Source organism: Nonomuraea sp. B1E8 (genome assembly GCF_039871515.1).
In the GTDB taxonomy this organism is placed as follows: domain Bacteria; phylum Actinomycetota; class Actinomycetes; order Streptosporangiales; family Streptosporangiaceae; genus Nonomuraea.
Window position 1 is genome coordinate 37849 of the sequence record NZ_JBDPLS010000026.1, and the last position, 20813, is coordinate 58661.

Sequence of the window (20813 nt, forward strand, 5' to 3'; positions counted from 1 at the left end):
GAAGTCCCGGGCACGTCGGAGATGGGCGAGACGTGACTGCGCGCTGCCCGCACCGACCCGCCGCACCCGGCCCGCGTCACCGAGCACCCTGTCACCGACCACAGAGGGGAAGCGAGCGTATGGGAGCGGACCGCTGAGAAAGCGGGAGTACGACGAGGACGACGTACGGGTCAGGCCGGGCAAGGGGTCACGGCCGCGCACCCGGATCCGTCCTGCGCACGAGGACGCCGTCGGAGGGTTCGTGGTCGCCGTCGACCGGGGCCGCTACACCGTCCTGGTCGAGCCCGAACGCGGGTCGGCCCAGAAACGCAGGCGGCAGCCGCAGCACCGCCTGGTGGTCGCCATGAAGGCCCGTGAGCTCGGCCGCAAGGGCATCGTCGTGGGCGACCGGGTCGCCCTGGTCGGCGACGTCTCCGGCCGTCCCGACACCCTGGCGAGGGTCGTCCGCGTGGAGCCGCGCAGCTCGATGTTGCGCCGCTCGGCCGACGACACCGATGACACCGACGGCATCGAACGACCGGTCGTCGCCAACGCCGACCAGCTCGTCATCGTGACCGCCCTGGCCGATCCGCCGCCGCGACCTCGCATGATCGACCGCATGCTGGTGGCCGCGTTCGACGCCGAGATCGAGGCTCTGCTCTGCCTCACCAAGTCGGATCTCGCCCCGCCCGACTCCCTGGTCGCCCTGTACGAACCGCTGGGCGTCTCGCACGTCGTCGTGCGCAAGGGCGGCTCGCTCGACGAGCTGCGCGACCACCTGACCGGGCGCATCAGCGTTCTGGTCGGCCACTCGGGCGTCGGCAAGTCCACCCTGGTCAACGCCCTGGTCCCCGACGCCAACCGCGCCGTCTCCCAGGTCAACGCCGTCACGGGCCGCGGCCGCCACACCTCCACCTCGGCCGTCGCCCTGGAGCTGCCGGAGGGCGGCTGGATCATCGACACCCCGGGAGTTCGCAGCTTCGGCCTGGCCCACGTGTCGGTGGAGACGGTGCTGGCGGGGTTCCCCGACCTGGTGGAGGGCACGGTCGACTGCCCGAAGGGCTGCACCCACCTGGGCGACGGTTGCGCCCTGGACGCCTGGGTGGCCGCCGGCAACGCCGACCCCGCCCGCCTGGAGTCGCTCCGTCGCCTCCTGTCCAGCCGCGAGGGCTCGCCCGACGACGTTCCCTGAGCCTTTCACGTGCCCTTACGTGCCGTCATGGCGCGCTCGTACGCACTGCCTTTCTCGCGGTCAATGGGCGGGCAAAAGGGACGGACTGCCAGGGAAGATCAGTGATATCTCTCGACATGACGTACTTACCGCTGACGGTGAAAAGGGATACCGGTTACCAGAAAAGAGACGTTGGTGACTGATGTTCGGTATACGACTCACGGTAGCGTGGGCGACCGTGCAGGGTTACAACGATGATCTTCGCCTCGCGCATGTCATGGCGGACGCCGCCGATGACCTGACCATGCGGCGGTTCAAGGCGGTCGATCTGAAGGTCGACACCAAGCCCGATCTGACGCCGGTCAGCGACGCCGACCGCGCTGTGGAGGAGGCCATCCGGGGCACGCTGCGCCGTGCCAGGCCGCGCGACGCGGTCGTGGGAGAGGAGTTCGGCAAGACCGGGTGGGGCGCCCGGTCGTGGATCATCGACCCCATCGACGGCACCAAGAACTACGTGCGCGGCGTGCCCGTGTGGGCGACCCTGATCGCGCTCATGGAGTACGGCGAGGTCGTCGTCGGCCTCGTGTCGGCCCCTGCCCTCGGCAGACGCTGGTGGGCGGCCGCCGGGGGCGGCGCGTGGACCGGCAAGAGCCTGACCAAGGCGTCCAGGATGACCGTGTCGTCGGTCTCGACCCTGGAGGACGCGTCGTTCTCCTACTCCAGCTTCGGCGGCTGGGAGAAGACGGGCCGGCTCGACAACTTCCTCGACCTCGGCCGCGCCTGCTGGCGCACGAGGGCGTACGGCGACTTCTGGTCGCACATGATGGTCGCGGAGGGTTCGGTGGACGTGTCCGCGGAGCCCGAGTTGTCGCCGTGGGACATGGCGGCGCTCACCGTGATCGTCGAGGAGGCCGGCGGCGTGTGGACCGACGTGGCGGGCGTGAAGGGCCTGGAGGGCGGCAGCCTCGTCTGCACCAACGGCACCCTCCACGACGAGGTCGTCCGCCGGCTCAACGCCTAGGACCGGCCTCGGACTGGATGTCGGCGGTTGCGGCGTTCAGCTCCCGTTCATCCTTATACGTCACATTTCCCTCATACGTGACACCGCTGGGCGGATTGTCGTGTCCCAGCGGATCCTGGTCCCAGAAGTTCCCCCGGTAGACCACGTTCTCCAGCGGCGGCCCCACCACGAGGACGGCCGTGTTGTCCGCCCGCAGGACGACGTTGCCCTCCACCGTGACCCACGAGGCCCCGTAGTCGGTGTACAGCCCGAAGTTGTACGGCGTGCGCGTGTCCTTGATGACGTTCCCCTGGACGAGCGCCTGGTTGTCCGGGGAGTCGCCCTGCGGCCCCGACAGGTAGATTCCGCCCCCGTCGGCCAGCACCTCCATGGTGTCCGCCGTGCGGTTGCGCAGGATCTGGGCGCCCTGCCCGGAACCCACGACGATCCCGCAGTGGGGCACGTGGGCCACCTCGTTGTGCGCGACCACGCAGTCACGCGTGCCCGACACGGAGATGCCCGGCGCGCCGCTGAACTCGAGCCCGGTGTGGTGCACGCGGTTGTCCTCGATCGAGGTGGCCCGGCTGCCGGAGACCTCGATGGCGGCGCCGGACAACGTGTCGAACGCGCAGCGGCGCACCACGAGACCGGCGCCGCCGGTGACGCCCAGCCCGGAGGCGCCGAGCCGGGTGAACCGGCAGCCCTCGATCTCCACGTTCTCGGTGGCGTCGAAGGTGACGCAGGCGGGGATCGTGACGGAAGCGGCGGGATACGTCACAGACGCCCCTTCCCCGATGACCGCCGTCTCGACGCCGCCGCCCTCGTAGTAGCCGGTGCCGTGGTAGTGCAGGAACCCCTCGGCCGCGCTCGGGCGCAGCCAGGTGGCCTCGGCGAACACCAGGCCCCTGAACGACACGTCGCGCGCCCCCGCGGCGCTCACCAGGCGCTCCAGGACGGGTGCGACGACCCGCGTACGGGAGGGATGCTCCCCGGCGCGGGGCAGGTACATCAGCACGTGCCGCCCCGGACGCGACCGGTCGAGCACGAAGGTGCCCGGCTCGGCCAGGAAGGCGGCGTCGTTCTCGATGCGGGTGGGCAGGCCGGGCCCGCTCGACGACTGACCCTCCCACGTCGAGTTGTAGAGCTCGCCGGCCCATCCGAAGGCGGGCTGTGCCATGGTGATCACGGTCTCGTCCCCGTCGCGGGAGACTCCCGCGACCCCGCAGCGCGCCTCCGTCCAGGGGTAGACGCCCCGGAAGACGAACTCGACGTCCGCGGGGCTGCGCCAGCCGAGCGGCTCGCCGCCGTCGGTGACGTAGCCGGTGGCGGTCGCGCGGACCTCGCCGGGCAACCCGGGGACGGCGGCCCGCTCGGCCCTGCGCCCGTCGACGTAGAGCTGGCGGGTGTCGAGGTCGCCGACCTCGGCCACCCAGACGCCGTCGCGTTCCTGCCACCCCGTGATGACCCGGCCGCCGCTGATCACGGGCTCCTCCTGCCCAGGGCTGCCGTAGCCGTACGCCTGGAAGACGATCCCCGAGTCGTCGCCGGTGAGCTCGAACGGCCGCGCGAGCGTGTGCACGCCACCTCTAAGGTGTACGACGGCGTCGCCGCCGGCCTCGCGGGCCGCGGCCCTGGCGCGGTCGAGGGTGGCGAAGGGCCGCCCTGCCGATCCGGGCCAGGAGTCGTCGCCGGAGGGCGCGACGTGGAACTGGAACATCTGAACCACCTTTGCTGTTTATGCCGTACACGTAGTAGTACACCATAAACAAGGGAGGGCGCACATGGCGAGGGGCAGGGCCGACGACCCCGACCACGGTGTCGAGCTGCTGTGGCGGGCCGGCGACCGCGAGCCGAGGCAGGGCCTCAGCCTGCCCAGAATCGTGCGCGCCGCCGTGGAACTCGCCGACGACGAAGGCCTGGCGGGCCTGTCGATGCGGAAGGTCGCCGACCGGCTCGGCTTCACGACCATGTCGCTCTACCGCCACGTGCCCGGCCGCGGCCAGCTCGTCGACCTGATGCTCGACGAGGTTCTCGGCGAGCACCCGCAGCCCATGGAGACGGGCGGCTGGCGGGCCCGCCTGGAGGCCGTGGCCAGGCACGCGTGGGACATCCGCAAGCGGCACCCGTGGCTGGCCGAGGTGCGCGGCAGCCGCCACGTCCCCGGTCCCAACGCCGTCGCCCACTACGACTACATGCTGAGCACGCTCGCCGGCACGGCGCTGCGCCCCTCGGAGGTCATCGCGGTCGTGGGCATGGTCGGCCGGTTCGTCGACGCCGAGGCCCTGGTCCTGGTCGAGACCCGGCGTGAGGAGCGGCGCAGCGGGGTGTCGGAGGAGGAGTGGTGGGGCTCGCGCGACTCGCTCTACGAACGCCTCGACCGCTATCCGACGCTCTCCCACCTGTGGACCGCGGGCGGCTGGGACCACCCCGAGGACTCCTTCGACTTCGGCCTGCGCCGGCTGCTCGACGGTGTCGAGGTCCTCATCCGGAAGCGTGACGAAATGCGTGATGAAACGTGTGCGGAATGCGGCGGCCCGCTGGATCCGGCTTCGTCCGGCCGCCCCCGCGTCTACTGCTCACGCGCCTGCCAGCAGCGCGCCTACCGCAGACGCAGGAACGGTTAGAGCGCCAGCACCCGCCGCACCGCGTCCATGAGGGCGTCCCGATAGCCGCCCCCGAACAACACCACGTGCACGAGCAGCGGATGCAGCTGGTGCAGCGGCACCCGATCCCGCCACCCCTCCGCAAGCGGCCACTCCTCCTGGTAGGCCCCCAGCACCCGATCGAGGTACGGCAGCCCGAACAGGTCGAGCATGGCCAGATCGGTCTCCCTGTGCCCGCCGTGGGCGGCCGGATCGACCAGCACCCCCGACCCGCCCGACCACAACACGTTCCCGCTCCACAGGTCACCGTGGATGCGTGCGGGTGGCGCGGCCGGCCCCGCCACCTCGGCGAACCGGTCCACCGCCCGCTCGACCAGGGAGACCTCCCGCGCCGGCAGCCGGGCCTGCCGCAGGAACGGCAGCACCCGCCGCGAGGCGTAGAACGACGGCCAGTCGGCCGCGGGGGCGTTGTCCATCGGCAACTCGGCGATGAACCCCGGCCACGGCGCGCCGAAACCGTCCGCGCCCTCGCGGTGCAGCCGGGCCAGCGCACGCCCGAACCGCTCGGCCGCCGCCGCGCTGGGCGGCTCCTGCCGTACCCACGACAACACGAGCCGGTCCGGCTCGACCTCGATCACCTCGGGCACGGCGATCGCCTCGCCCAGCCAGCGCAGCCCGGCGGCCTCGGAGGTGAACACCTCGGAGCGGCGCCGGCCGCCCTGGCCGCTCGCCACGGACGCCTCCCCGCCGCCCTGGCCGCTCTTCACGAACACCTCGCGCCCGTCGTCCAGCACGCCCCGCTGGAGCCGCCAGCCGTGCGACGAGCCGAGGTCCTCAGTCAGTCTCATCGCCGAGCTCATCGGCGATGTGTTCGGCCACACCCTCGGATGCCGACTTGACCAGCGCGAGCACCTCCTCGAACCCCTCAGTGCCCCCGTAGTACGGATCGGGCACCTCGGCCCCCTTCGGCGCGGCGGGGTCGAAGGAACGGAACAACCGCACCTCCACCTCGTACGGCGCCATCCGCCGCAAAGTGGACAGGTTGTCCCGATCCATGGCCAGAACCAGGTCATAACGGGCAAACCAGTCGCCCGCGAACTGCCGCGCCCGGTGCACCGAGCCGTCGTACCCGTGCCGCGCCAGGATGTCGAGTGCCCGCTCATCCATGGGGTCCCCCACGTGCCACTCACCGGTCCCGGCGCTGTCGACGGTGACCCGGTCCCCCAGCCCGCGGCCCGCGAGCGTCTGGCGGAGCACCGCCTCCGCCATCGGGGAACGGCAGATGTTCCCCATGCATACGAGGCATACGCGATAAGTCATAGCTCCCATCATGAGGGTGACCTGGTGCGTTCACCGAACGTTCACCCTTGCTAGGGGTCTGAGTCACCTTCGCTGCATAGCTTCATGGCGACTAAGGACCAAGTGGGAGGAACCCAACCGTGAAGTATGCAGGCCGGCTCGCCGCCGTGGCCTTCGTCGGCGCGCTCTCGCTCGCTGCGTGCGGCACAGACAACAACACCGGGGCCAGCGGCACCACCGCCGCCACCGAGGCCGCGGCTGACAGCGGTCTGAGCGGCACGATCAACGCCGCGGGCTCCTCTGCCCAGGCCAACGCGATCGACCAGTGGAAGAAGGAGTTCCAGGCCAAGAACTCCGGGGTGAGCATCAACTACCAGCCCAGCGGGTCCGGTGCGGGCATCCAGGCGTTCATCCAGGGCACGGTCGCGCTCGCGGGTTCCGACTCGGCCCTGAAGGACGACGAGCCCGCCAAGGCCGACGCCCGCTGCAAGACCGGCAAGGCCGTCAACATCCCCATGGTGACCGGCCCCGTCGCGGTCGTGTACAACCTGCCCGGCGTCGAGGGCCTGCAGCTGTCGCCCAAGACGCTCGGCGGCATCTTCAACAGCAAGATCACCAAGTGGGACGACCCGGCCATCAAGGCCGACAACCCCAATGCCACGCTCCCGTCCACGCCGATCCAGGCCTTCCACCGGGCCGACGAGTCGGGCACGAGCGACAACTTCACCAAGTTCCTCGAGGCCACCGCCGACTGGCCGTACGAGGCCGCCAAGGCCTGGCCCGCCGAGGCCAAGGGCCAGGGCGCCAAGGGCTCCGACGGCATCGCCTCCTCGGTCAAGGACACCGAGGGCGCGATCAGCTACGTCGAGATGTCGTTCGCCGACAACTCGGAACTCCAGAAGGCCAAGGTCGCCAACGGCTCCGGCGAGTTCGTCGAGCTGACCCCGGAGAGCGCGGCCAAGACCGTCGAGACCGCCGAGATCAAGGGCACCGGCAACGACCTCGCCCTGTCGATCGACTACGCCACCAAGACGCCGGGCGCCTACCCGATCGTGCTGGTGACGTACGAGATCACCTGCGAGAAGGGCCTGCCGGCCGAGGAGTCGAAGCTGGTCAAGGCGTTCCTCACCTACACCGCCAGCGACGAGGGCCAGGCGGCGCTGAAGGACCTGGGCTACGCCCCGCTGTCCGGCGAGCTGCTCACCAAGGTCCGCTCCACCGTCGAGGCGATCTCCTAAGAGCTGATGACCACCAAAACGGAAATCCGTGAAGGCGGACCGGTCACGAGCCGGTCCGCCTCGCGGCGCAGCCATGGTGAAGCGCCCTTCCGCTTCCTGTCCACCGGGGCCGGCATCCTCCTGCTGGGGATCATGGCGGCCATCGCCGTCTTCCTCATCGGCGAGGCCATCCCCGCGCTGCGGGCCAACAAGGGCAACTTCCTCACCGAGCTGACCTGGGACCCGAACAGCAGCCAGGTTTTCGGCATCGGCGCGCTGGCGTTCGGCACCGTGCTCAGCTCGGCACTCGCACTCGTCATCGCCATGCCCATCGCGGTGGGCGTGGCGCTGTTCATCTCCCACTACGCGCCGCGCCGCCTGGCCGGCCCGCTCGGTTACCTGATCGACCTGCTCGCCGCGGTGCCCAGCGTGATCTACGGCCTGTGGGGCGTGGCCTTCCTCGTACCGCTGCTCAGGGAGCCGTCGCGGTGGCTCAACGAGAACTTCGGCTGGTTCCCGCTGTTCGCCGGCGAGGGCGCGATCGGCGGCAAGACCATGCTCGCCGGCGGCATCGTGCTGGCGATCATGATCCTGCCGATCATCGCGGCCATCTCGCGCGAGGTGTTCCTGCAGGTTCCGAGGATGAACGAGGAGGCCGCGCTGGCCCTCGGCGCCACCCGCTGGGAGATGATCCGCATGGCGGTGCTGCCGTTCGGCCGCCCCGGCGTGATCAGCGCCGCGATGCTCGGCCTGGGCCGGGCCATGGGCGAGACCATCGCGGTCGCGCTGATCTTCCCGGCGACGTTCGGCATCAGCTTCCAGATCCTCACCCCGCAGGGCAACAGCATCGCCGCCAACATCGCCAACGGGTTCGGCGAGGCCGGCGACATCGGCCGTGGCGCGCTGATCGCCTCAGGCCTGGTGTTGTTCATCATCACCCTGCTCGTCAACATGGCCGCCCGCATGATCATCAACCGGCGCAAAGAGCTCATGAAGGCCGACACATGACCACCATCCAGCACATCTCGACCGGCCGCCGGCTCAAGGACCGTATCGTCCAGGGGCTGGTCTATCTGGCGTTCGCGCTGGCCGTGGTGCCGCTCGTGTCCGTGCTCTGGCTGGTGATCTCCAACGGCCTGGCTCGCTTCGACATGACGTTCCTCACCCATTCGATGCGCGGGATCGGCGCGCGCGACGTGGGCGGCGGCGCCTACCACGCCATCATCGGCACCCTGGAACAGGTCCTGCTCTCCTCGCTCATCTCCGTCCCCATCGGGTTGCTCACCGCGATCTACCTGGTCGAGTACGGCAACGGCGGCCGGCTGAGCCGGGCCATCAGTTTCTTCGTCGACGTCATGACCGGCATCCCCTCGGTGGTCGCCGGTCTGTTCGTGCTGGCGTTCTGGATCCTGTTCCTGGGCATGCCCTACTCCGGCTTCGCCGGCGCGATGGCGCTGTCGATCCTCATGATGCCGACCGTGGTCAGATCCGCCGAGGAGATGCTGCGACTGGTGCCCGACGACCTCCGTGAGGCTTCGTACGCGCTGGGCGTGGCCAAGTGGCGCACGATCCTCAAGGTCGTGCTGCCGACCGCGTTCACCGGCATCGTGACGGGCGTCATGCTGGCCGTGGCCAGGGTCGCGGGCGAGACGGCGCCGCTGCTCCTGACGGTGTTCTTCACCGACTCCATCAACAACGACCCGTTCAACGGGCCGCAGATGGGCCTGCCCCTCTACGTCTTCGACCAGGCGGCGCGTCCCAACGACACCGCCATCGACCGGGCGTGGACCGGCGCCCTCACGCTCATCCTGATCGTCATGCTGCTCAACCTGGTGGCGCGTCTGATCGCCTGGTGGCGTTCACCCGCCAGGCGCCGATAGGGGGTATCCGCAGATATGTCCAAGCAGATCCAGGTCTCGGGCCTCGACGCGTACTACGGGTCGCACAAGGCGATCGAAGACGTGTCGATGACCATCGAGCCGCGCTCGATCACCGCGTTCATCGGCCCGTCCGGGTGCGGCAAGTCGACGTTCCTGCGCACGCTCAACCGCATGCACGAAGTGATCCCCGGAGCTCGGGTCGAGGGCAAGGTGCTGCTCGACGGCGACGACCTGTACAGCAGCAACGTCGAACCCGTCTCCGTACGCCGGATGATCGGCATGGTCTTCCAGCGCCCCAACCCGTTCCCCACGATGTCGATCTACGACAACGTCGCCGCCGGCCTCCGCCTCAACGGCCGCGTCAGCAAGGCGCACCTCGACGACACCGTGGAGGAGTCGCTGAAGGGCGCCAACCTCTGGAACGAGGTCAAGGACCGCCTCGGAAAACCCGGCGCCGGCCTGTCCGGCGGGCAGCAGCAGCGGCTCTGCATCGCGCGGGCCATCGCGGTCAAACCGCAGGTTCTGCTGATGGACGAGCCGTGCTCGGCGCTCGACCCCATCTCGACGCTGGCCATCGAAGACCTCATGGCCAAGCTGAAGGACGAGTACACGATCGTCATCGTCACCCACAACATGCAGCAGGCCGCCCGGGTCAGCGACAGGACCGCCTTCTTCAACCTGGCCGAGCAGGGCAAGCCCGGCAAGGTCATCGAGATGGACGAGACGTCCCGCATGTTCACCAACCCGTCCCAGAAGGCCACCGAGGACTACATCACGGGACGCTTCGGTTGATGACCCGACAGCAGACGGCATCCACGATGAACGGGGACACGAGGACCAAACCCGTACTGCTCATCGCCGACCCTGACGGCGCCGTCGTGGACGCCCTGGCGGCCGCCCTCGAACGTGAGGGCGTAGCCGTCACGGGCGCGCCTGACGGCGCTCAGGGGCTGCTGCAGGCCGGTGCCCTGCAGCCCGACGTGGTGCTCGTCTCGGCCACGCTGCCGGTCATCGACGCTGTGGACTTCGTGCGCGCGGTACGCCTCGCGCGGGCCGTACCGGTGCTGCTCGGCGTCGGCGAGGGGCACGCCGAGCAGGCCGTACGCGCGCTCGCGGCCGGGGCGGCCGCCTGCGTGGCCAGGCCCTACCGGGTGCCCGAACTGCTGCCGTTCATCCAGGCGGCCTCCCCCGAGTCGCACAAGGTGCTGGCGGTGGGCGGGGTCGAGCTGGACGTACAGGCCTACCAGGTGCGCGTGGGCGGACGCACCGTGCACCTGCCGCTGCGGGAGTTCGAACTGCTGCAGTATCTGATGCGCAACGCCGACCGTACGGTCACCCGCGAGCAGATCATGCGTCACGTGTGGAACGCCGCGGCGACCACGTCGACCAACACGATCGCCGTGCACGTCAAACGCCTGCGTGCGCGTCTGGGCGACGAGGACGACCAGCTCATCCAGACCGTACGCGGTGTGGGCTACCGCCTCGTCACTCCGAGCATTTCCGGAAATCCCGCATGATGCGCTCGGTGATGCCTTCGACGGTCGCTATGCCGTGCCGCACCTCCGGGCTCCCCTCGGTGAGCACGGCAACGGCGTAGTCGCGGCCGTCGCCCCTGATCAGCCCCACGCTGACCGTGGCCCAGCGCTTGGTCGAAACGCGCCTGAGCCACCCGTTCTTCAGCGCCGCGCGCTCACCCTCGCATGTCGCGGCGCTGATCCCCCAGGCCTGGCCGTCGACGACCCGGCCCATGAGGTCGAGCACCTGCTCCCGGCCCTTCGCCCTGAGCGGGCTCTTGCCGGACACCAGTGCCTCCATGAGGCGGATCTGGTCCTCGACGGACGTTCTCGTGATTCCCCAGCAATACAGGTCGACGCAGTCCCCCGGCACGCCCTGTGTATGTCTCAGCCCCAGCTTCTTGCCCGCCCTGGTGAACCCGGCCGCCCCGCCGATGCGTAACCACAGACGGTCCGCGGCGTGGTTGTCGCTGTAGCGGATCATCAGGTCGGCGTCGTGCCTGGCGGCCGCGGGCAGCTTCTTCCAGGGGGTGTCGAGCAGGAGCGCCATGACGATCTGGACCTTGGCGGTGCTCGCCGTGATCAGCCGCTCGCGGGGACGGTAGCGGTAGACCCGCCCCGTCTCCAGCTCCTTGACCATGGCCGTGACCGGCCCTGGACGACCCCGCAGATAACGGTCGAGGCGTTCGGTGATCTTCCTGGCCGGGATCGGCGGCAGCGCCTCCTCGCGTGCGCTCTGCTCGATCCTTCCCTGCGCTTCCCGCCGCACCTCGGAGGACGTGGTCACGTCCAGCACGGCCGGCCGGGCAGCGTGCATCGTCGCGGGCACGGGCCGGGGCATCGGGACCATCGGCAGGAGCAGGGCGAGAATGATGACCAGTCGTGGTATCGCTCTCGCTCCAAGCGCGATCATCCGAGCATTATCACGACATTTCACAACACGCCGCTAGACCTGCTACGAGCGGTCCACACGCCGGGAACAGGACGGCACCTGAGCCCGGCTACTGGTCCGGCACGCCGAAGACTCTGCCCAGGAGGACCGTGCCGGAGATCCGTGGTCAGCGCGAGGTGGGCAGGGTGACGTCCGGGGTGAAGTGCCGGTCGTCGATGTGGGCGACGGCGTAGTCGATGGCGCCCGTGACCACGCACTCGTCCCCCAGCGTCGAGGCGCGCAGCTCCGGCGGGCGGATGCAGGCGCGCTCCAGGCGTTCGCGCAGCCGGGGCAGCAGGACGTCGGCCGAGCGGGAGAAGCCGCCGCCGAGCACGACGACCTGCGGGTCGAGCAGCAGGACCATCGCGCTGGTGCCCACGGCCAGGTCGTCCACGTACCGTTCGACCGCCGCGAGCGCCACCGGGTCGCCGGCGCGGGCGGCGGCCAGGGTGTAGCCGGCGGCGTCCGCCGGAGAGGTGTCGTCGGGGATGACCGGGCAGTTCTGCAGGTGATCCGAGGCGTCGAACAGTTGCGCCTGCGGCAGCATCGCGATCTCTCCGGCCGCGGCGCCGAAGCCGCGGTGGACCTTGCCGTCGATGATGACCGCCGCCCCCAACCGCCGGCCGACGTGCAGGAACACCACGTCGCTCGCGTCCCGCGCGGCGCCGCGCACGGCCTCGGACTTGGCGGCCAGGCGGCTGTCGTTCTCGACGAGGACCTCGCAGGGGAACATCCCGCGCAGGCGCCCGGCCAGGTCGAGCCCGGTCCAGGCGGGGATCGCGGCGCAGTAGCGGATGCGTCCCTCCGGGGTGACCACGCCGATGGTGCCCGCCGCGACGATCCAGACGTCGTCGATCGTCTTGCCGCCCAGCGCCAGGCAGTTCGCGACCGTCCGCTCGATGGCGGCCAGCCGCTCGTCCAGGGGCGTGTCCGGCTGCACGGGCTGGCGAGTCTCGGCGAGGATCTCGCCGTTCAGGTCGGACAGGGCGGCGCGGATGTTGTGGCCGCCTATGTCGAGCCCCACGAGGTGACCGCTTGTCGCGCGGAAGCGGTAGCGGCGGGCGGGCCGGCCGACCGTGCCCTGGGCGGGCGGGGTCTCCTCGACCCAGCCGAGCCGCTTGAGCTCGTCCACGACCTCCTTCGTGGAGGGGCGCGACAGGCCGGTGCGCTCGGCCAGGGCCGACAGCGTCAGGGGGCCGGCGCTACGCAGCGTCCCGATCGCGGCCAGGACGTTGAGCTGCCTGAGCCGTGACAGGTCGCCGCCGCGAAGTGTGGCTGCCATCGTCCGTCCTAACGCAGGTTTCCTGTGTAAGCCGCTTCATTATGCCAGGAGTTGAGTGCGCAAAGATGACCAAGAACGCAAGATCTGCGCAGAAATGAGCATTGACCCGTAATCTGGGCGGATGCTAATAATGAAAGGCTCCTTCGTAATTGTGAGAGAGGTAGAGCCGATGCCGTTCGTGCACGTGGGGAAGGCCGGAAGCGCCCGCGTCCCGGCGCTGGTCCGTTCCGAGGGGACCGGTCGATGATCGTCCCCAAGCCCTTGCGGTACGAGTCGCGTCCCGGCCGTTTCGTCATCGACAGGGAGACCGCGCTCACCGCCGACCCGGTGCTCGGCCCGGTCGCGGCCTGGCTGCGCGGTGAACTCGCCCCAGTGACCGGAGGCGAGCTGCTGCCGTCGGGCGGCCCGGGGCCGGCGATCCGGCTCGCCCTCGGCGACGGCCTGCCGCCGGAAGGCTACCGGCTCACCGTCACCCCTGGCGGGGTCACGCTCGACGCCGGATCGGCGGCCGGGGCCTTCTACGGGGCGCAGACCCTGCGCCAGCTCCTGCCGGCCCACGCCTTCCGCCGGTCGGGGACGGGCGAGGCGCTGGAGCTGCCCGCCGTGCACGTGGCCGACGAGCCCCGCTTCGCCTGGCGCGGCGCCATCCTCGACGTGGCCCGGCATTTCATGACCAAGGCAGACGTGCTGCGCTTCATCGACCTGATGGCCCTGCACAAGCTGAACGTCCTGCACCTGCACCTGACCGACGACCAGGGCTGGCGCATCGAGATCAAGCGCTACCCGCGCCTGACCGAGATCGGCTCCTGGCGCGAGGAGAGCCAGGTCGGCTGGATGGGCGAGATGGACGGCCGGCCGCACGGCGGCTTCTACACCCAGGACGACCTCAGGGAGATCGTCGCCTACGCCGCGCGCCGCCACATCTCGGTCGTGCCCGAGATCGACCTGCCCGGCCACACCCAGTCGGCCATCGCCGCCTACCCGAAGCTGGGCAACGTGGACACCCCGCTGGGCGTGGGCACCACGTGGGGGGTCGGCTCCAACGTGCTGAACGTCGAGGACGCCACGATCACGTTCTTCAAGAACGTCTTCGACGAGGTGCTGGAGCTCTTCCCCAGCCCGTACGTGTGCGTCGGCGGGGACGAGTGCCCCAAGGACCAGTGGCGGGCCAGCCCGTCGGCCCAGCGCCGGATCGCCGAGCTGGGGCTGCGCGACGAGGACGAGCTGCAGAGCTGGTTCATCCACCAGTTCGACGCCTACCTGACCGAGCGTGGCCGGCGCCTGGTCGGCTGGGACGAGATCCTGGAGGGCGGGCTCGCGCCGGGCGCGGTGGTGGCCGCCTGGCGCGCCGACGTGGGCGCGGTGGCCGCCGCCCGCGCCGGTCACGACGTCATCAACTGCTCCAACACCGCCGTCTACCTCGACTACCGGCAGAGCCCGCTGGAGGACGAGCCGCTGCCGTTCAGGACCGTGCTCACTCTTGAGGACGTCTACGCCTTCGAGCCCGTCCCCGCGGAGCTGCGCGGAGACCCGGCCGCGGGACGAGTCCTGGGCGCCCAGTGCGGGATCTGGACCGAGCTGATCGACTCCACCCGCCACGTCGACTACATGGCCTTCCCCCGGTTGGCGGCCTTCGCGGAGACCGTCTGGTCGGGTCCCGAGCGGGACCTGGCCGACTTCCGCCGCCGCCTGGAGGCGCACCTGCCGCGCCTGGACGCGATCGGCGTCGAGTACCGGCGCGAGTCCGGCCCGCTGCCCTGGCAGCGTCGGCCGGGGGTGCCCGGCAGGCCGGAGGAGCCCGCTGAGTGGCAGGCGACGCTGGACTCCTGGACCGCCAATCTCAGAAACCCCCGATGAGCATCCGGACGGCGGGCCCCCGCGCAGGCTCCGGCGCGGCCCCCGGGCTGACGGGCCGGGCCGCGGGCCTGTGGCAGCGCACCGTGCCATGGCGCTGGCTGACGCCGAGCACGGTGCTCATCGCGGGGGTGATCGGATTCCCCGCCCTCTACATGGTCTGGATGTCCTTCCTCGACATCAGCAGGATCGGGCTGGTCACCGGGATGGCAGGGCTGGACAACTACGCCCGCCTGCTCAGCGAGGACGCCCTCGGCCTCGTCGTCGGCAACACGCTGCTGTGGCTGGTGATCGTCGTTGGGCTGACCATGCTGCTCTCGCTCGCGCTGGCGCAGTTCCTGGCCAAGGACTTCTTCGGCCGCAAGTTCGTCCGGCTCGCGCTGGTGGTGCCGTGGGCGACCTCGCTGGTGATGACGGCGACCGTGTGGCGCTTCATCTACGAGGGCGGCAACGGCCTGCTCAACCGGATGCTGATGGACCTGTCGATCATCTCCGCACCCGTCGACTGGTACAAGGATCCGGCCACGGCGCTGTACTCGGTGATGGCCGTGGGCATCATCACCTCGATGCCGTTCACCACGTACGTGCTGCTGTCCGGGTTGCAGACGGTGCCGCACGACGTGCTGGAGGCCGCGCGGATCGACGGCGCGAGCGCGTGGGCGACCTGGCGGCGGGTGACGCTGCCGATCCTGCGGCCGTCGATCATGATCGCGCTCGTCCTCAACATGCTGCACGTCTTCAACGCGTTCACCGTCATCTGGGTGATCATGGGCAAGACGGCGGGCAACCACGCAGACACGACCGTGACGTGGCTGTACAAGATCGCGTTCACCGCGCAGCTCGACTCGGGTGAGGCGGCGGCGCTCGGCGTGCTCAACGTCGCCTTCCTGCTGCTGCTCATCCTGGCCTTCGTACTGGTGCTGCGGCCGCACCGCAATCCCTCGGCGAGCGGCGCGCCCCCCGCTCCGTCGCCCGCCGTCCCAGAGCCTGCGCCGGTCGCGAGCCAGGTGGGTCCGCCCGCCGGACCCTCCAGGAGCCCGGCGCCGGGGCGGCGCCGCGGACGGCCGGCGGCGCTCGCGCGGGCGGGGCGCGGGTGGCGGCGGATCCGTCCCGTCGTGCTCCCGGTGATCGGGTTCGCGGTGGCGCTGTTCTTCATCGCGCCCTACGCCGCAATGTTGTTCGGCTCGCTCAAGACCGACGCCGAGCTGTTCGCCGTGCCGGCGAACTACCTGCCCGAGACCTGGGCGTGGTCCAACTACGCGGACGTGTGGCGGCGCATCCCCCTGGCGGACTTCTTCCGCGTCAGCCTGACGATCGCGCTGGCCTCCACGGCACTGGTGCTGGTCCTGGCCGCACCGGCGGCGTACGTGCTGGCCCGCATGAGGTTCAGGGGACGCACCGCGTTCCTCAGCGTGATCCTGGTGACGCAGATGTTCCCCGCCGTGGCGCTGCTCATCGGGCTGTACCGGCAGGCGGTGTTCGTCGACGGGATCAACAGCTACGGCGTGATCATCGCCATCAACTCGGCGTTCAACCTCGCCTTCGCCGTGTGGATCCTGCACGCCCACTTCAGCGCGATCCCCGTCGAGATCGACGAGGCCGCCATGATGGACGGTCTCGGCAAGTTCCGGATCATGTTGCGCATGACCCTCCCGCTGGCCGCGCCCGGCCTCGTCACCGTGATGATCTTCACCTTCATCCAGGTGTGGAACGAGTTCGTCATCGCCCTGACGCTCTTCAACGACCCGGCCGGCGGGCGCGTGCCTCTCACGGTCGGCGTCCAGCAGTTCATCGGCCTGTACGAGACCAACTACCAGTATCTCTTCGCCGCGGCGCTGATGGCCATCGTGCCGGCGGTGATCCTGTTCGCGTTCATCGAGAAGCATCTGGTGAGCGGCCTGACCGCGGGGAGCACCAAGTGACAACGAGAAAGATCGGTGTGAGATGACCTCCAGAACCAGACCACGGCTCGGCGCTCTGGTCGCGCTCGCAGGTCTCGTGCTCGCGCTGGCCGCGTGCGGCGGCGGGCCGGGCGGCGCGGACGGCGGCTCCGGCGGCCAGAACTCCATCAAGCTGGTCGTCGCCCAGTACACCGAGGGCACCCGCCCCTACTGGGACAAGCTGATCGCCTCCTTCGAGGCGGCGCACCCAGGCAAGAACGTCGACCTGCAAGTGATCGACTGGGGAAACCTGCAGAGCCAGGTGAACACCATGGTGCAGACGAAGCAGTTCCCCGACATCCTGAACATCAACGTCTTCGCCGACTACGCGGAGGCCGGGCTGCTGTACCGCGCCGAGGAGGTGGTCTCCAAAGAGGTCCTGTCGGACTTCCTGCCGTCCTTCGCCGAGAACGCCTCCTTCGACGGCGCCCAGTACGGCCTGCCGTTCGTCGCGACCGTCAACGGCCTGTACTACAACAAGACGATCCTCAAGGAAGCCGGTCTCGACGAGCCCCCGGCCACGTGGGAGGAGTTCCGCGCGGCAGTCAAAGCGATTAAGGCGCTACCCGGCGGCTACGTGCCGTACGCGATGGCACTCGGCGCCGAGGCCGGCGACTACGAGTTCGGCACCTGGATGCGGGCCAACGGCGGCGACTGGCGTACCGGTGACCGGTGGACCGTCAACGACGAGCGGGCCGTCGAGACCCTGCAGTTCCTCAAGTCGCTGACCCAGGACGGCTACACCCAGCCGAACCCCGGCCAGACCAACCGCCCCGACGGCACCTGGCCGCTGTTCGCCCAGGGCAAGGCGGCCATGGTGTACGCCTCCTTCGGCACCCGTGCCTTCCTCGACCAGGTGGAGAAGTCGGGCGTCGACTACGGTACCGCGACGCACCCCACCAACCACGGCGCCGAACCGGCCACCCACGGCATCCAGGACTACCTGATGGCCTTCAAGAAGGACGGCAACCAGCAGCTCGTCCGCGAGTTCCTCGACTACTTCTACCAGGCCGCCAACTACGCCGAATACCTGAAGGTCGAGGGCCTGCTGCCGACCACGTCGTCCGCCTCGGCGATCATCCGTGAGGACCCGAAGGTCAGCCCCATCGTCGACATGGTGGCCAAGGCGCGCTTCGACCCGACCTCGCAGCCGGTGTGGGCCGAGCTGCGCGGCACGGTGGCAGCCGAACTGGGCACCGCCGTCGGCCCCAGCGGCGACCCTCGAGCGGTGCTCGACAAGTTCCAGCAGATCGTCGAGCCCTCATGAGCCGTATCGCCCGCTGATGAGAGGTCGCGCCGGTTCGAGAACACACTCGATATCCGTGCCGCCAGGGCTGGACGCTGCACCAGGGCCCCGCTCGGGCCCGTGCCTGGTGAGCCCGCCTCTTCGACTGCCGTCCCTTTGCGTGGTCGTCATGTGGACCGCTCGTAGCAGGTCTGCCAAGGCCCCGTACCGCTCGGGGACGTCCCGACCCGCCCACACGACCGATGAGTTCCGCCTCGCCGCATCGTCTGCCTGTAGTAGGGAACGTCCCCATCCGCGCCTGCGGGAGGCCGGGGACGAGACGGCAAGGAGCGTGCACACCATGGACCAGGAGAACGTCAGCGCCACCCTGACCATCGCCATGCCCGCCGCGAGAGTGTTCGCGGCGCTGGCGGACCCGACGACCCATGCCGCGATCGACGGCACCGGCTGGGTTCACGAAGCTGTCAACCAGGCACCACTCACCGAGGTGGGGCAGCTTTTCCGGATGGACATGTATCACGCCGGCCATCCGAACGGTGACTACCAGGTGGTCAACAAGGTCCAGGTGCTCGACCCGCCGTGCGCCATCGGCTGGCTGACGGGCTATGACAAGGGCGACGGTCAACTGGAGTTCGGCGGCTGGATGTGGCGGTACGACCTCACCCCGCTCGGTCCTTCCAAGACCGAGGTCACGCTCACCTACGACTGGTCGGCGGTGCCCGACTCCATCCGGGCATACCTCCGGTTCCCGCCGTTCGGCCCTGACCATCTCACCAGCTCGCTGCACCACCTGGCAGAGCTCGTCTCCGACAGGTGACCGGCGATCGACCACCTGCACCGGATGGCTCGGACCGGGGATGACCACCCACCGGTACCTGAGACCTCGGACGCAGGCGACACCCTCTGGCGCTCACTCCGCTCTTGAACGACGTCCCGTGGTCCGCGCCCGACCGTCCGCGCCCGACCGGCGCGGGCCACCGGTTCACCCATGACGGCATCTGGCCGACTGGGGACGTTGATCGCTGCACCCCGGCAGGACACGGCCCAGCCGGACACATCGGCCCTGGCCGGACAGGCTACCCCGCCAGGCACCGTCCGCCACGCCGAACGCGCACCCCGGCCCCGCGACACCGGCATCGGTTCCAGCACCGCCGTCGACGTCGCGTCGCCAGCAACGGAGCGACGTCAACCGTCGAAGCCTGACCACCACCCCAACCCGATGATCATTCGGCCACAGCGCTAGACGCGAGCGGCGGCCAGCTTCGCGATGGAATCATCGTCACACGTATCCCAGAAGTCCCCGACGACGTCTTCCAGGTGCTGGAGCGACTCGGCCCGGAACAAGACATCCTGATATTTCGTGATGTCGTAATGCGTGGTACCCATGGCGGAGAGGTCCAGCGGCCTGATGTCCATGCCCCGGAACTCCTCGACCTCCCCGTACGACGACAAGATGCCCGCCCCGTACGCCTTGAGCTCGCCGGTCTCCTGCATGACCCCGAATTCCATGGTGAACCAGAACACCTTCGACACGAACTCCAGCGCCTCCTCCCCCTCGACGCGCCGTGCGGCCTGGCCCGCCAGGCGGTAGAGGGCGGCGTACCGGGGGTGGGCGAGCGCATTGGCATGCCCGATCACCTCGTGGATGACGTCGGGCTCCGGCGTGTAGAAGGGCACGGAATGATGCCGTATGTACTGCGTCGAGTGGAAGAACCCGTCCGCGAGCACTCCGTAGAAATCCCGCAGCGGCACCAGGCCGGCCGCCGGCAGATAGCGGAAACCGGTCAGCGGTTCCAGGAGCTGGGAGACCTCCTCCAGCTGCGGGATCCTCTCCTGAGGCAGCCCCAGCCTGGCGGCGCCGTCGAGATATTCTGCCGTGGCGTACTTGGCGTGCTTGATCCCCAGCTCTCTGGTGACCGTCGCCCACACCTCGTGCTCCTGCCCGGTGTATTCGGCGATCGGGATGGGCGTGCCCGGCTGATAGTTGACCGCCAGCCCTGCGATGGCGTTGCGCCGCGACCGATACACCGGATCCGCGAACCCCGGATGCGAGGCGGACAGCTCGACCACCACGGAGCCGTCCGCCTGAGCCGCAACTGGGGCGAAGTACTGCGCTTCCTCAAACATGCCCCACATGACAACAAGTCCCCGCCTTTACTGGCAAGAGCGACCAGCTTGACTGAGCGATACGCTAGTTCTCGCATGCCAGAACACACATTTCCTGGACGAATCGCACAGCCGCGGAGGACGCCCTCGTGGACGATCTAGACGCCCGCCTGCTCGTGACCATGCGAGCCCACCCTCGCATCGGCCTGACCGAACTCGCCCGCCTGCTCGGGGTGGCCAGGGGCACGGTGCAGGCCAGGGTCGAAAAGCTGACCGCCAGAGGCGTCATCGAGGACTTCGGCCCCACCGTCTCACCGGCCGACGCCGGCTATCCGATCCTGGCGTTCGTCTGGCTGCAGATCGCGCAGGGGCGCCTGGAGGAAGCGGTGGAAGCGCTGCGTGCCGTACCGCACATCCTGGAGGTGCACGGGACGAGCGGACAACACGACCTGCTGTGCCGGGTCGTCGCCAGAACCACGGAACACCTCCAGGAGATCATCGCCCACATCCTGACGTCCCCCGCGGTGCAACGCACGGACTCCACCATCGCCCTGTCCACCCAGATCCCCCACCGGATCGAACCGCTCCTGGCAGACGCCGTCACCTGAGCCCAGAAACAAAAGGAGGGGGTTTCGACGCTGTGCGCGTCGAAACCCCCTCCAGAAAAGATTGTCCGGCGGTGACCTACTCTCCCACACCCTCCCGAGTGCAGTACCATCGGCGCAGAGAAGCTTAACTTCCGGGTTCGGAATGTAACCGGGTGTTTCCTTCCCGCCATAACCGCCGTAACC

The 20813-nt window shown here is 69.4% G+C and carries 19 protein-coding genes and 1 rRNA gene; 13 read left to right on the forward strand and 7 right to left on the reverse strand.

Annotated elements, in window-relative coordinates; genetic code table 11:
- Positions 1 to 133 precede the first annotated feature (133 nt).
- Complete coding sequence (gene rsgA / locus ABGA98_RS44410; protein ID WP_347624535.1) at positions 134 to 1171, forward strand: ribosome small subunit-dependent GTPase A; 1038 nt, start codon at positions 134 to 136, stop codon at positions 1169 to 1171.
- A 217-nt stretch (positions 1172 to 1388) separates the two neighbouring features.
- Entirely contained in the window at positions 1389 to 2171 is a 783-nt protein-coding gene (gene hisN, locus ABGA98_RS44415) for a histidinol-phosphatase (protein ID WP_347624517.1), read from the forward strand.
- Here the strand turns inward: hisN and ABGA98_RS44420 are convergent.
- Entirely contained in the window at positions 2161 to 3867 is a 1707-nt protein-coding gene (locus tag ABGA98_RS44420) for a right-handed parallel beta-helix repeat-containing protein (protein WP_347624518.1), read from the reverse strand. The genes hisN and ABGA98_RS44420 overlap by 11 nt on opposite strands.
- 64 nt (positions 3868 to 3931) lie before the next feature.
- On the opposite strand from ABGA98_RS44420, the gene ABGA98_RS44425 reads away from it, so the two are divergent.
- Complete coding sequence (locus ABGA98_RS44425; RefSeq protein WP_347624519.1) at positions 3932 to 4774, forward strand: TetR/AcrR family transcriptional regulator; 843 nt, start codon at positions 3932 to 3934, stop codon at positions 4772 to 4774.
- Here ABGA98_RS44425 and ABGA98_RS44430 read toward each other — a convergent pair.
- The gene (locus ABGA98_RS44430) at positions 4771 to 5601 is read right to left on the reverse strand and encodes a fructosamine kinase family protein (RefSeq protein WP_347624520.1); all 831 of its coding nucleotides are present in this window, start codon (positions 5599 to 5601) and stop codon (positions 4771 to 4773) included. The two genes, ABGA98_RS44425 and ABGA98_RS44430, sit on opposite strands and share 4 nt — an antisense overlap.
- On the reverse strand, positions 5588 to 6073 hold the full coding sequence (locus ABGA98_RS44435; protein WP_347624521.1) for a low molecular weight protein-tyrosine-phosphatase: 486 nt from the start codon (positions 6071 to 6073) through the stop codon (positions 5588 to 5590). The genes ABGA98_RS44430 and ABGA98_RS44435 overlap by 14 nt, the downstream gene beginning before the upstream one ends.
- A gap of 119 nt (positions 6074 to 6192) precedes the next feature.
- Between ABGA98_RS44435 and pstS the strand changes: the two genes are divergently transcribed.
- The 5 genes from pstS to ABGA98_RS44460 are packed head-to-tail and all read left to right on the forward strand — an operon-like array spanning position 6193 to position 10666.
- Entirely contained in the window at positions 6193 to 7290 is a 1098-nt protein-coding gene (gene pstS, locus ABGA98_RS44440; RefSeq protein ID WP_347624522.1) for a phosphate ABC transporter substrate-binding protein PstS, read from the forward strand.
- 6 nt (positions 7291 to 7296) lie between these two features.
- Positions 7297 to 8277 carry a phosphate ABC transporter permease subunit PstC gene (gene pstC / locus ABGA98_RS44445; RefSeq protein ID WP_347624523.1) on the forward strand — a complete coding sequence of 327 codons (981 nt, stop codon included), beginning with the start codon at positions 7297 to 7299 and terminating at the stop codon, positions 8275 to 8277.
- Positions 8274 to 9149 (forward strand): phosphate ABC transporter permease PstA, encoded by an 876-nt coding sequence (pstA, locus tag ABGA98_RS44450; RefSeq protein ID WP_347624524.1) that lies wholly within the window; start codon positions 8274 to 8276, stop codon positions 9147 to 9149. Before pstC ends, pstA begins: the two co-directional genes overlap by 4 nt.
- Before the next feature lie 15 nt (positions 9150 to 9164).
- Complete coding sequence (gene pstB, locus ABGA98_RS44455) at positions 9165 to 9941, forward strand: phosphate ABC transporter ATP-binding protein PstB (protein ID WP_347624525.1); 777 nt, start codon at positions 9165 to 9167, stop codon at positions 9939 to 9941.
- The gene (locus tag ABGA98_RS44460) at positions 9941 to 10666 is read left to right on the forward strand and encodes a response regulator transcription factor (RefSeq protein ID WP_347624526.1); all 726 of its coding nucleotides are present in this window, start codon (positions 9941 to 9943) and stop codon (positions 10664 to 10666) included. Before pstB ends, ABGA98_RS44460 begins: the two co-directional genes overlap by 1 nt.
- On the opposite strand, the gene ABGA98_RS44465 is transcribed toward ABGA98_RS44460, so the two are convergent.
- Entirely contained in the window at positions 10635 to 11576 is a 942-nt protein-coding gene (locus tag ABGA98_RS44465) for a serine hydrolase (RefSeq protein ID WP_347624527.1), read from the reverse strand. The genes ABGA98_RS44460 and ABGA98_RS44465 overlap by 32 nt on opposite strands.
- Positions 11577 to 11721: 145 nt before the next feature.
- On the reverse strand, positions 11722 to 12876 hold the full coding sequence (locus ABGA98_RS44470) for an ROK family transcriptional regulator (RefSeq protein ID WP_347624528.1): 1155 nt from the start codon (positions 12874 to 12876) through the stop codon (positions 11722 to 11724).
- Positions 12877 to 13119: 243 nt separating this feature from the next.
- Here ABGA98_RS44470 and ABGA98_RS44475 point away from each other — a divergent pair, with 243 nt between their 5' ends.
- The 4 genes from ABGA98_RS44475 to ABGA98_RS44490 all read left to right on the forward strand — a co-directional run bounded on the left by ABGA98_RS44475 (position 13120) and on the right by ABGA98_RS44490 (position 18733).
- The gene (locus ABGA98_RS44475) at positions 13120 to 14733 is read left to right on the forward strand and encodes a beta-N-acetylhexosaminidase (protein ID WP_347624529.1); all 1614 of its coding nucleotides are present in this window, start codon (positions 13120 to 13122) and stop codon (positions 14731 to 14733) included.
- Positions 14730 to 16652 carry an ABC transporter permease subunit gene (locus ABGA98_RS44480; RefSeq protein ID WP_347624530.1) on the forward strand — a complete coding sequence of 641 codons (1923 nt, stop codon included), beginning with the start codon at positions 14730 to 14732 and terminating at the stop codon, positions 16650 to 16652. Before ABGA98_RS44475 ends, ABGA98_RS44480 begins: the two co-directional genes overlap by 4 nt.
- 22 nt (positions 16653 to 16674) lie before the next feature.
- A complete protein-coding gene (locus ABGA98_RS44485; RefSeq protein ID WP_347624531.1) occupies positions 16675 to 17937 on the forward strand; it encodes an extracellular solute-binding protein in 1263 nt (420 codons plus the stop codon).
- Between the two features lie 319 nt (positions 17938 to 18256).
- A complete protein-coding gene (locus ABGA98_RS44490) occupies positions 18257 to 18733 on the forward strand; it encodes a hypothetical protein (protein WP_347624532.1) in 477 nt (158 codons plus the stop codon).
- Between the two features lie 422 nt (positions 18734 to 19155).
- On the opposite strand, the gene ABGA98_RS44495 is transcribed toward ABGA98_RS44490, so the two are convergent.
- Complete coding sequence (locus ABGA98_RS44495; RefSeq protein ID WP_347624533.1) at positions 19156 to 20043, reverse strand: phenylalanine 4-monooxygenase; 888 nt, start codon at positions 20041 to 20043, stop codon at positions 19156 to 19158.
- Positions 20044 to 20171: 128 nt separating this feature from the next.
- On the opposite strand from ABGA98_RS44495, the gene ABGA98_RS44500 reads away from it, so the two are divergent.
- On the forward strand, positions 20172 to 20630 hold the full coding sequence (locus ABGA98_RS44500) for an Lrp/AsnC family transcriptional regulator (RefSeq protein ID WP_347624534.1): 459 nt from the start codon (positions 20172 to 20174) through the stop codon (positions 20628 to 20630).
- Positions 20631 to 20693: 63 nt separating this feature from the next.
- On the opposite strand, the gene rrf is transcribed toward ABGA98_RS44500, so the two are convergent.
- Positions 20694 to 20810 (reverse strand): 5S ribosomal RNA (gene rrf / locus ABGA98_RS44505).
- Positions 20811 to 20813: the final 3 nt, after the last annotated feature.

What these genes read in the sequence shown, in the direction of transcription:
- pstA (WP_347624524.1), top strand. Translation starts at nt 8,274, where the DNA reads ATGACCACCATCCAGCACATCTCGACCGGCCGCCGGCTCAAGGACCGT.
- pstC (WP_347624523.1), top strand. Translation starts at nt 7,297, where the DNA reads ATGACCACCAAAACGGAAATCCGTGAAGGCGGACCGGTCACGAGCCGG.
- ABGA98_RS44460 (WP_347624526.1), top strand. Translation starts at nt 9,941, where the DNA reads ATGACCCGACAGCAGACGGCATCCACGATGAACGGGGACACGAGGACC.
- ABGA98_RS44435 (WP_347624521.1), bottom strand. Translation starts at nt 6,073, where the DNA reads ATGACTTATCGCGTATGCCTCGTATGCATGGGGAACATCTGCCGTTCC.
- ABGA98_RS44430 (WP_347624520.1), bottom strand. Translation starts at nt 5,601, where the DNA reads ATGAGACTGACTGAGGACCTCGGCTCGTCGCACGGCTGGCGGCTCCAG.
- ABGA98_RS44465 (WP_347624527.1), bottom strand. Translation starts at nt 11,576, where the DNA reads ATGATCGCGCTTGGAGCGAGAGCGATACCACGACTGGTCATCATTCTC.
- ABGA98_RS44495 (WP_347624533.1), bottom strand. Translation starts at nt 20,043, where the DNA reads ATGTTTGAGGAAGCGCAGTACTTCGCCCCAGTTGCGGCTCAGGCGGAC.
- ABGA98_RS44475 (WP_347624529.1), top strand. Translation starts at nt 13,120, where the DNA reads ATGATCGTCCCCAAGCCCTTGCGGTACGAGTCGCGTCCCGGCCGTTTC.
- ABGA98_RS44425 (WP_347624519.1), top strand. Translation starts at nt 3,932, where the DNA reads ATGGCGAGGGGCAGGGCCGACGACCCCGACCACGGTGTCGAGCTGCTG.
- pstB (WP_347624525.1), top strand. Translation starts at nt 9,165, where the DNA reads ATGTCCAAGCAGATCCAGGTCTCGGGCCTCGACGCGTACTACGGGTCG.
- ABGA98_RS44480 (WP_347624530.1), top strand. Translation starts at nt 14,730, where the DNA reads ATGAGCATCCGGACGGCGGGCCCCCGCGCAGGCTCCGGCGCGGCCCCC.
- ABGA98_RS44470 (WP_347624528.1), bottom strand. Translation starts at nt 12,876, where the DNA reads ATGGCAGCCACACTTCGCGGCGGCGACCTGTCACGGCTCAGGCAGCTC.
- ABGA98_RS44490 (WP_347624532.1), top strand. Translation starts at nt 18,257, where the DNA reads ATGGACCAGGAGAACGTCAGCGCCACCCTGACCATCGCCATGCCCGCC.
- ABGA98_RS44485 (WP_347624531.1), top strand. Translation starts at nt 16,675, where the DNA reads ATGACCTCCAGAACCAGACCACGGCTCGGCGCTCTGGTCGCGCTCGCA.
- ABGA98_RS44420 (WP_347624518.1), bottom strand. Translation starts at nt 3,867, where the DNA reads ATGTTCCAGTTCCACGTCGCGCCCTCCGGCGACGACTCCTGGCCCGGA.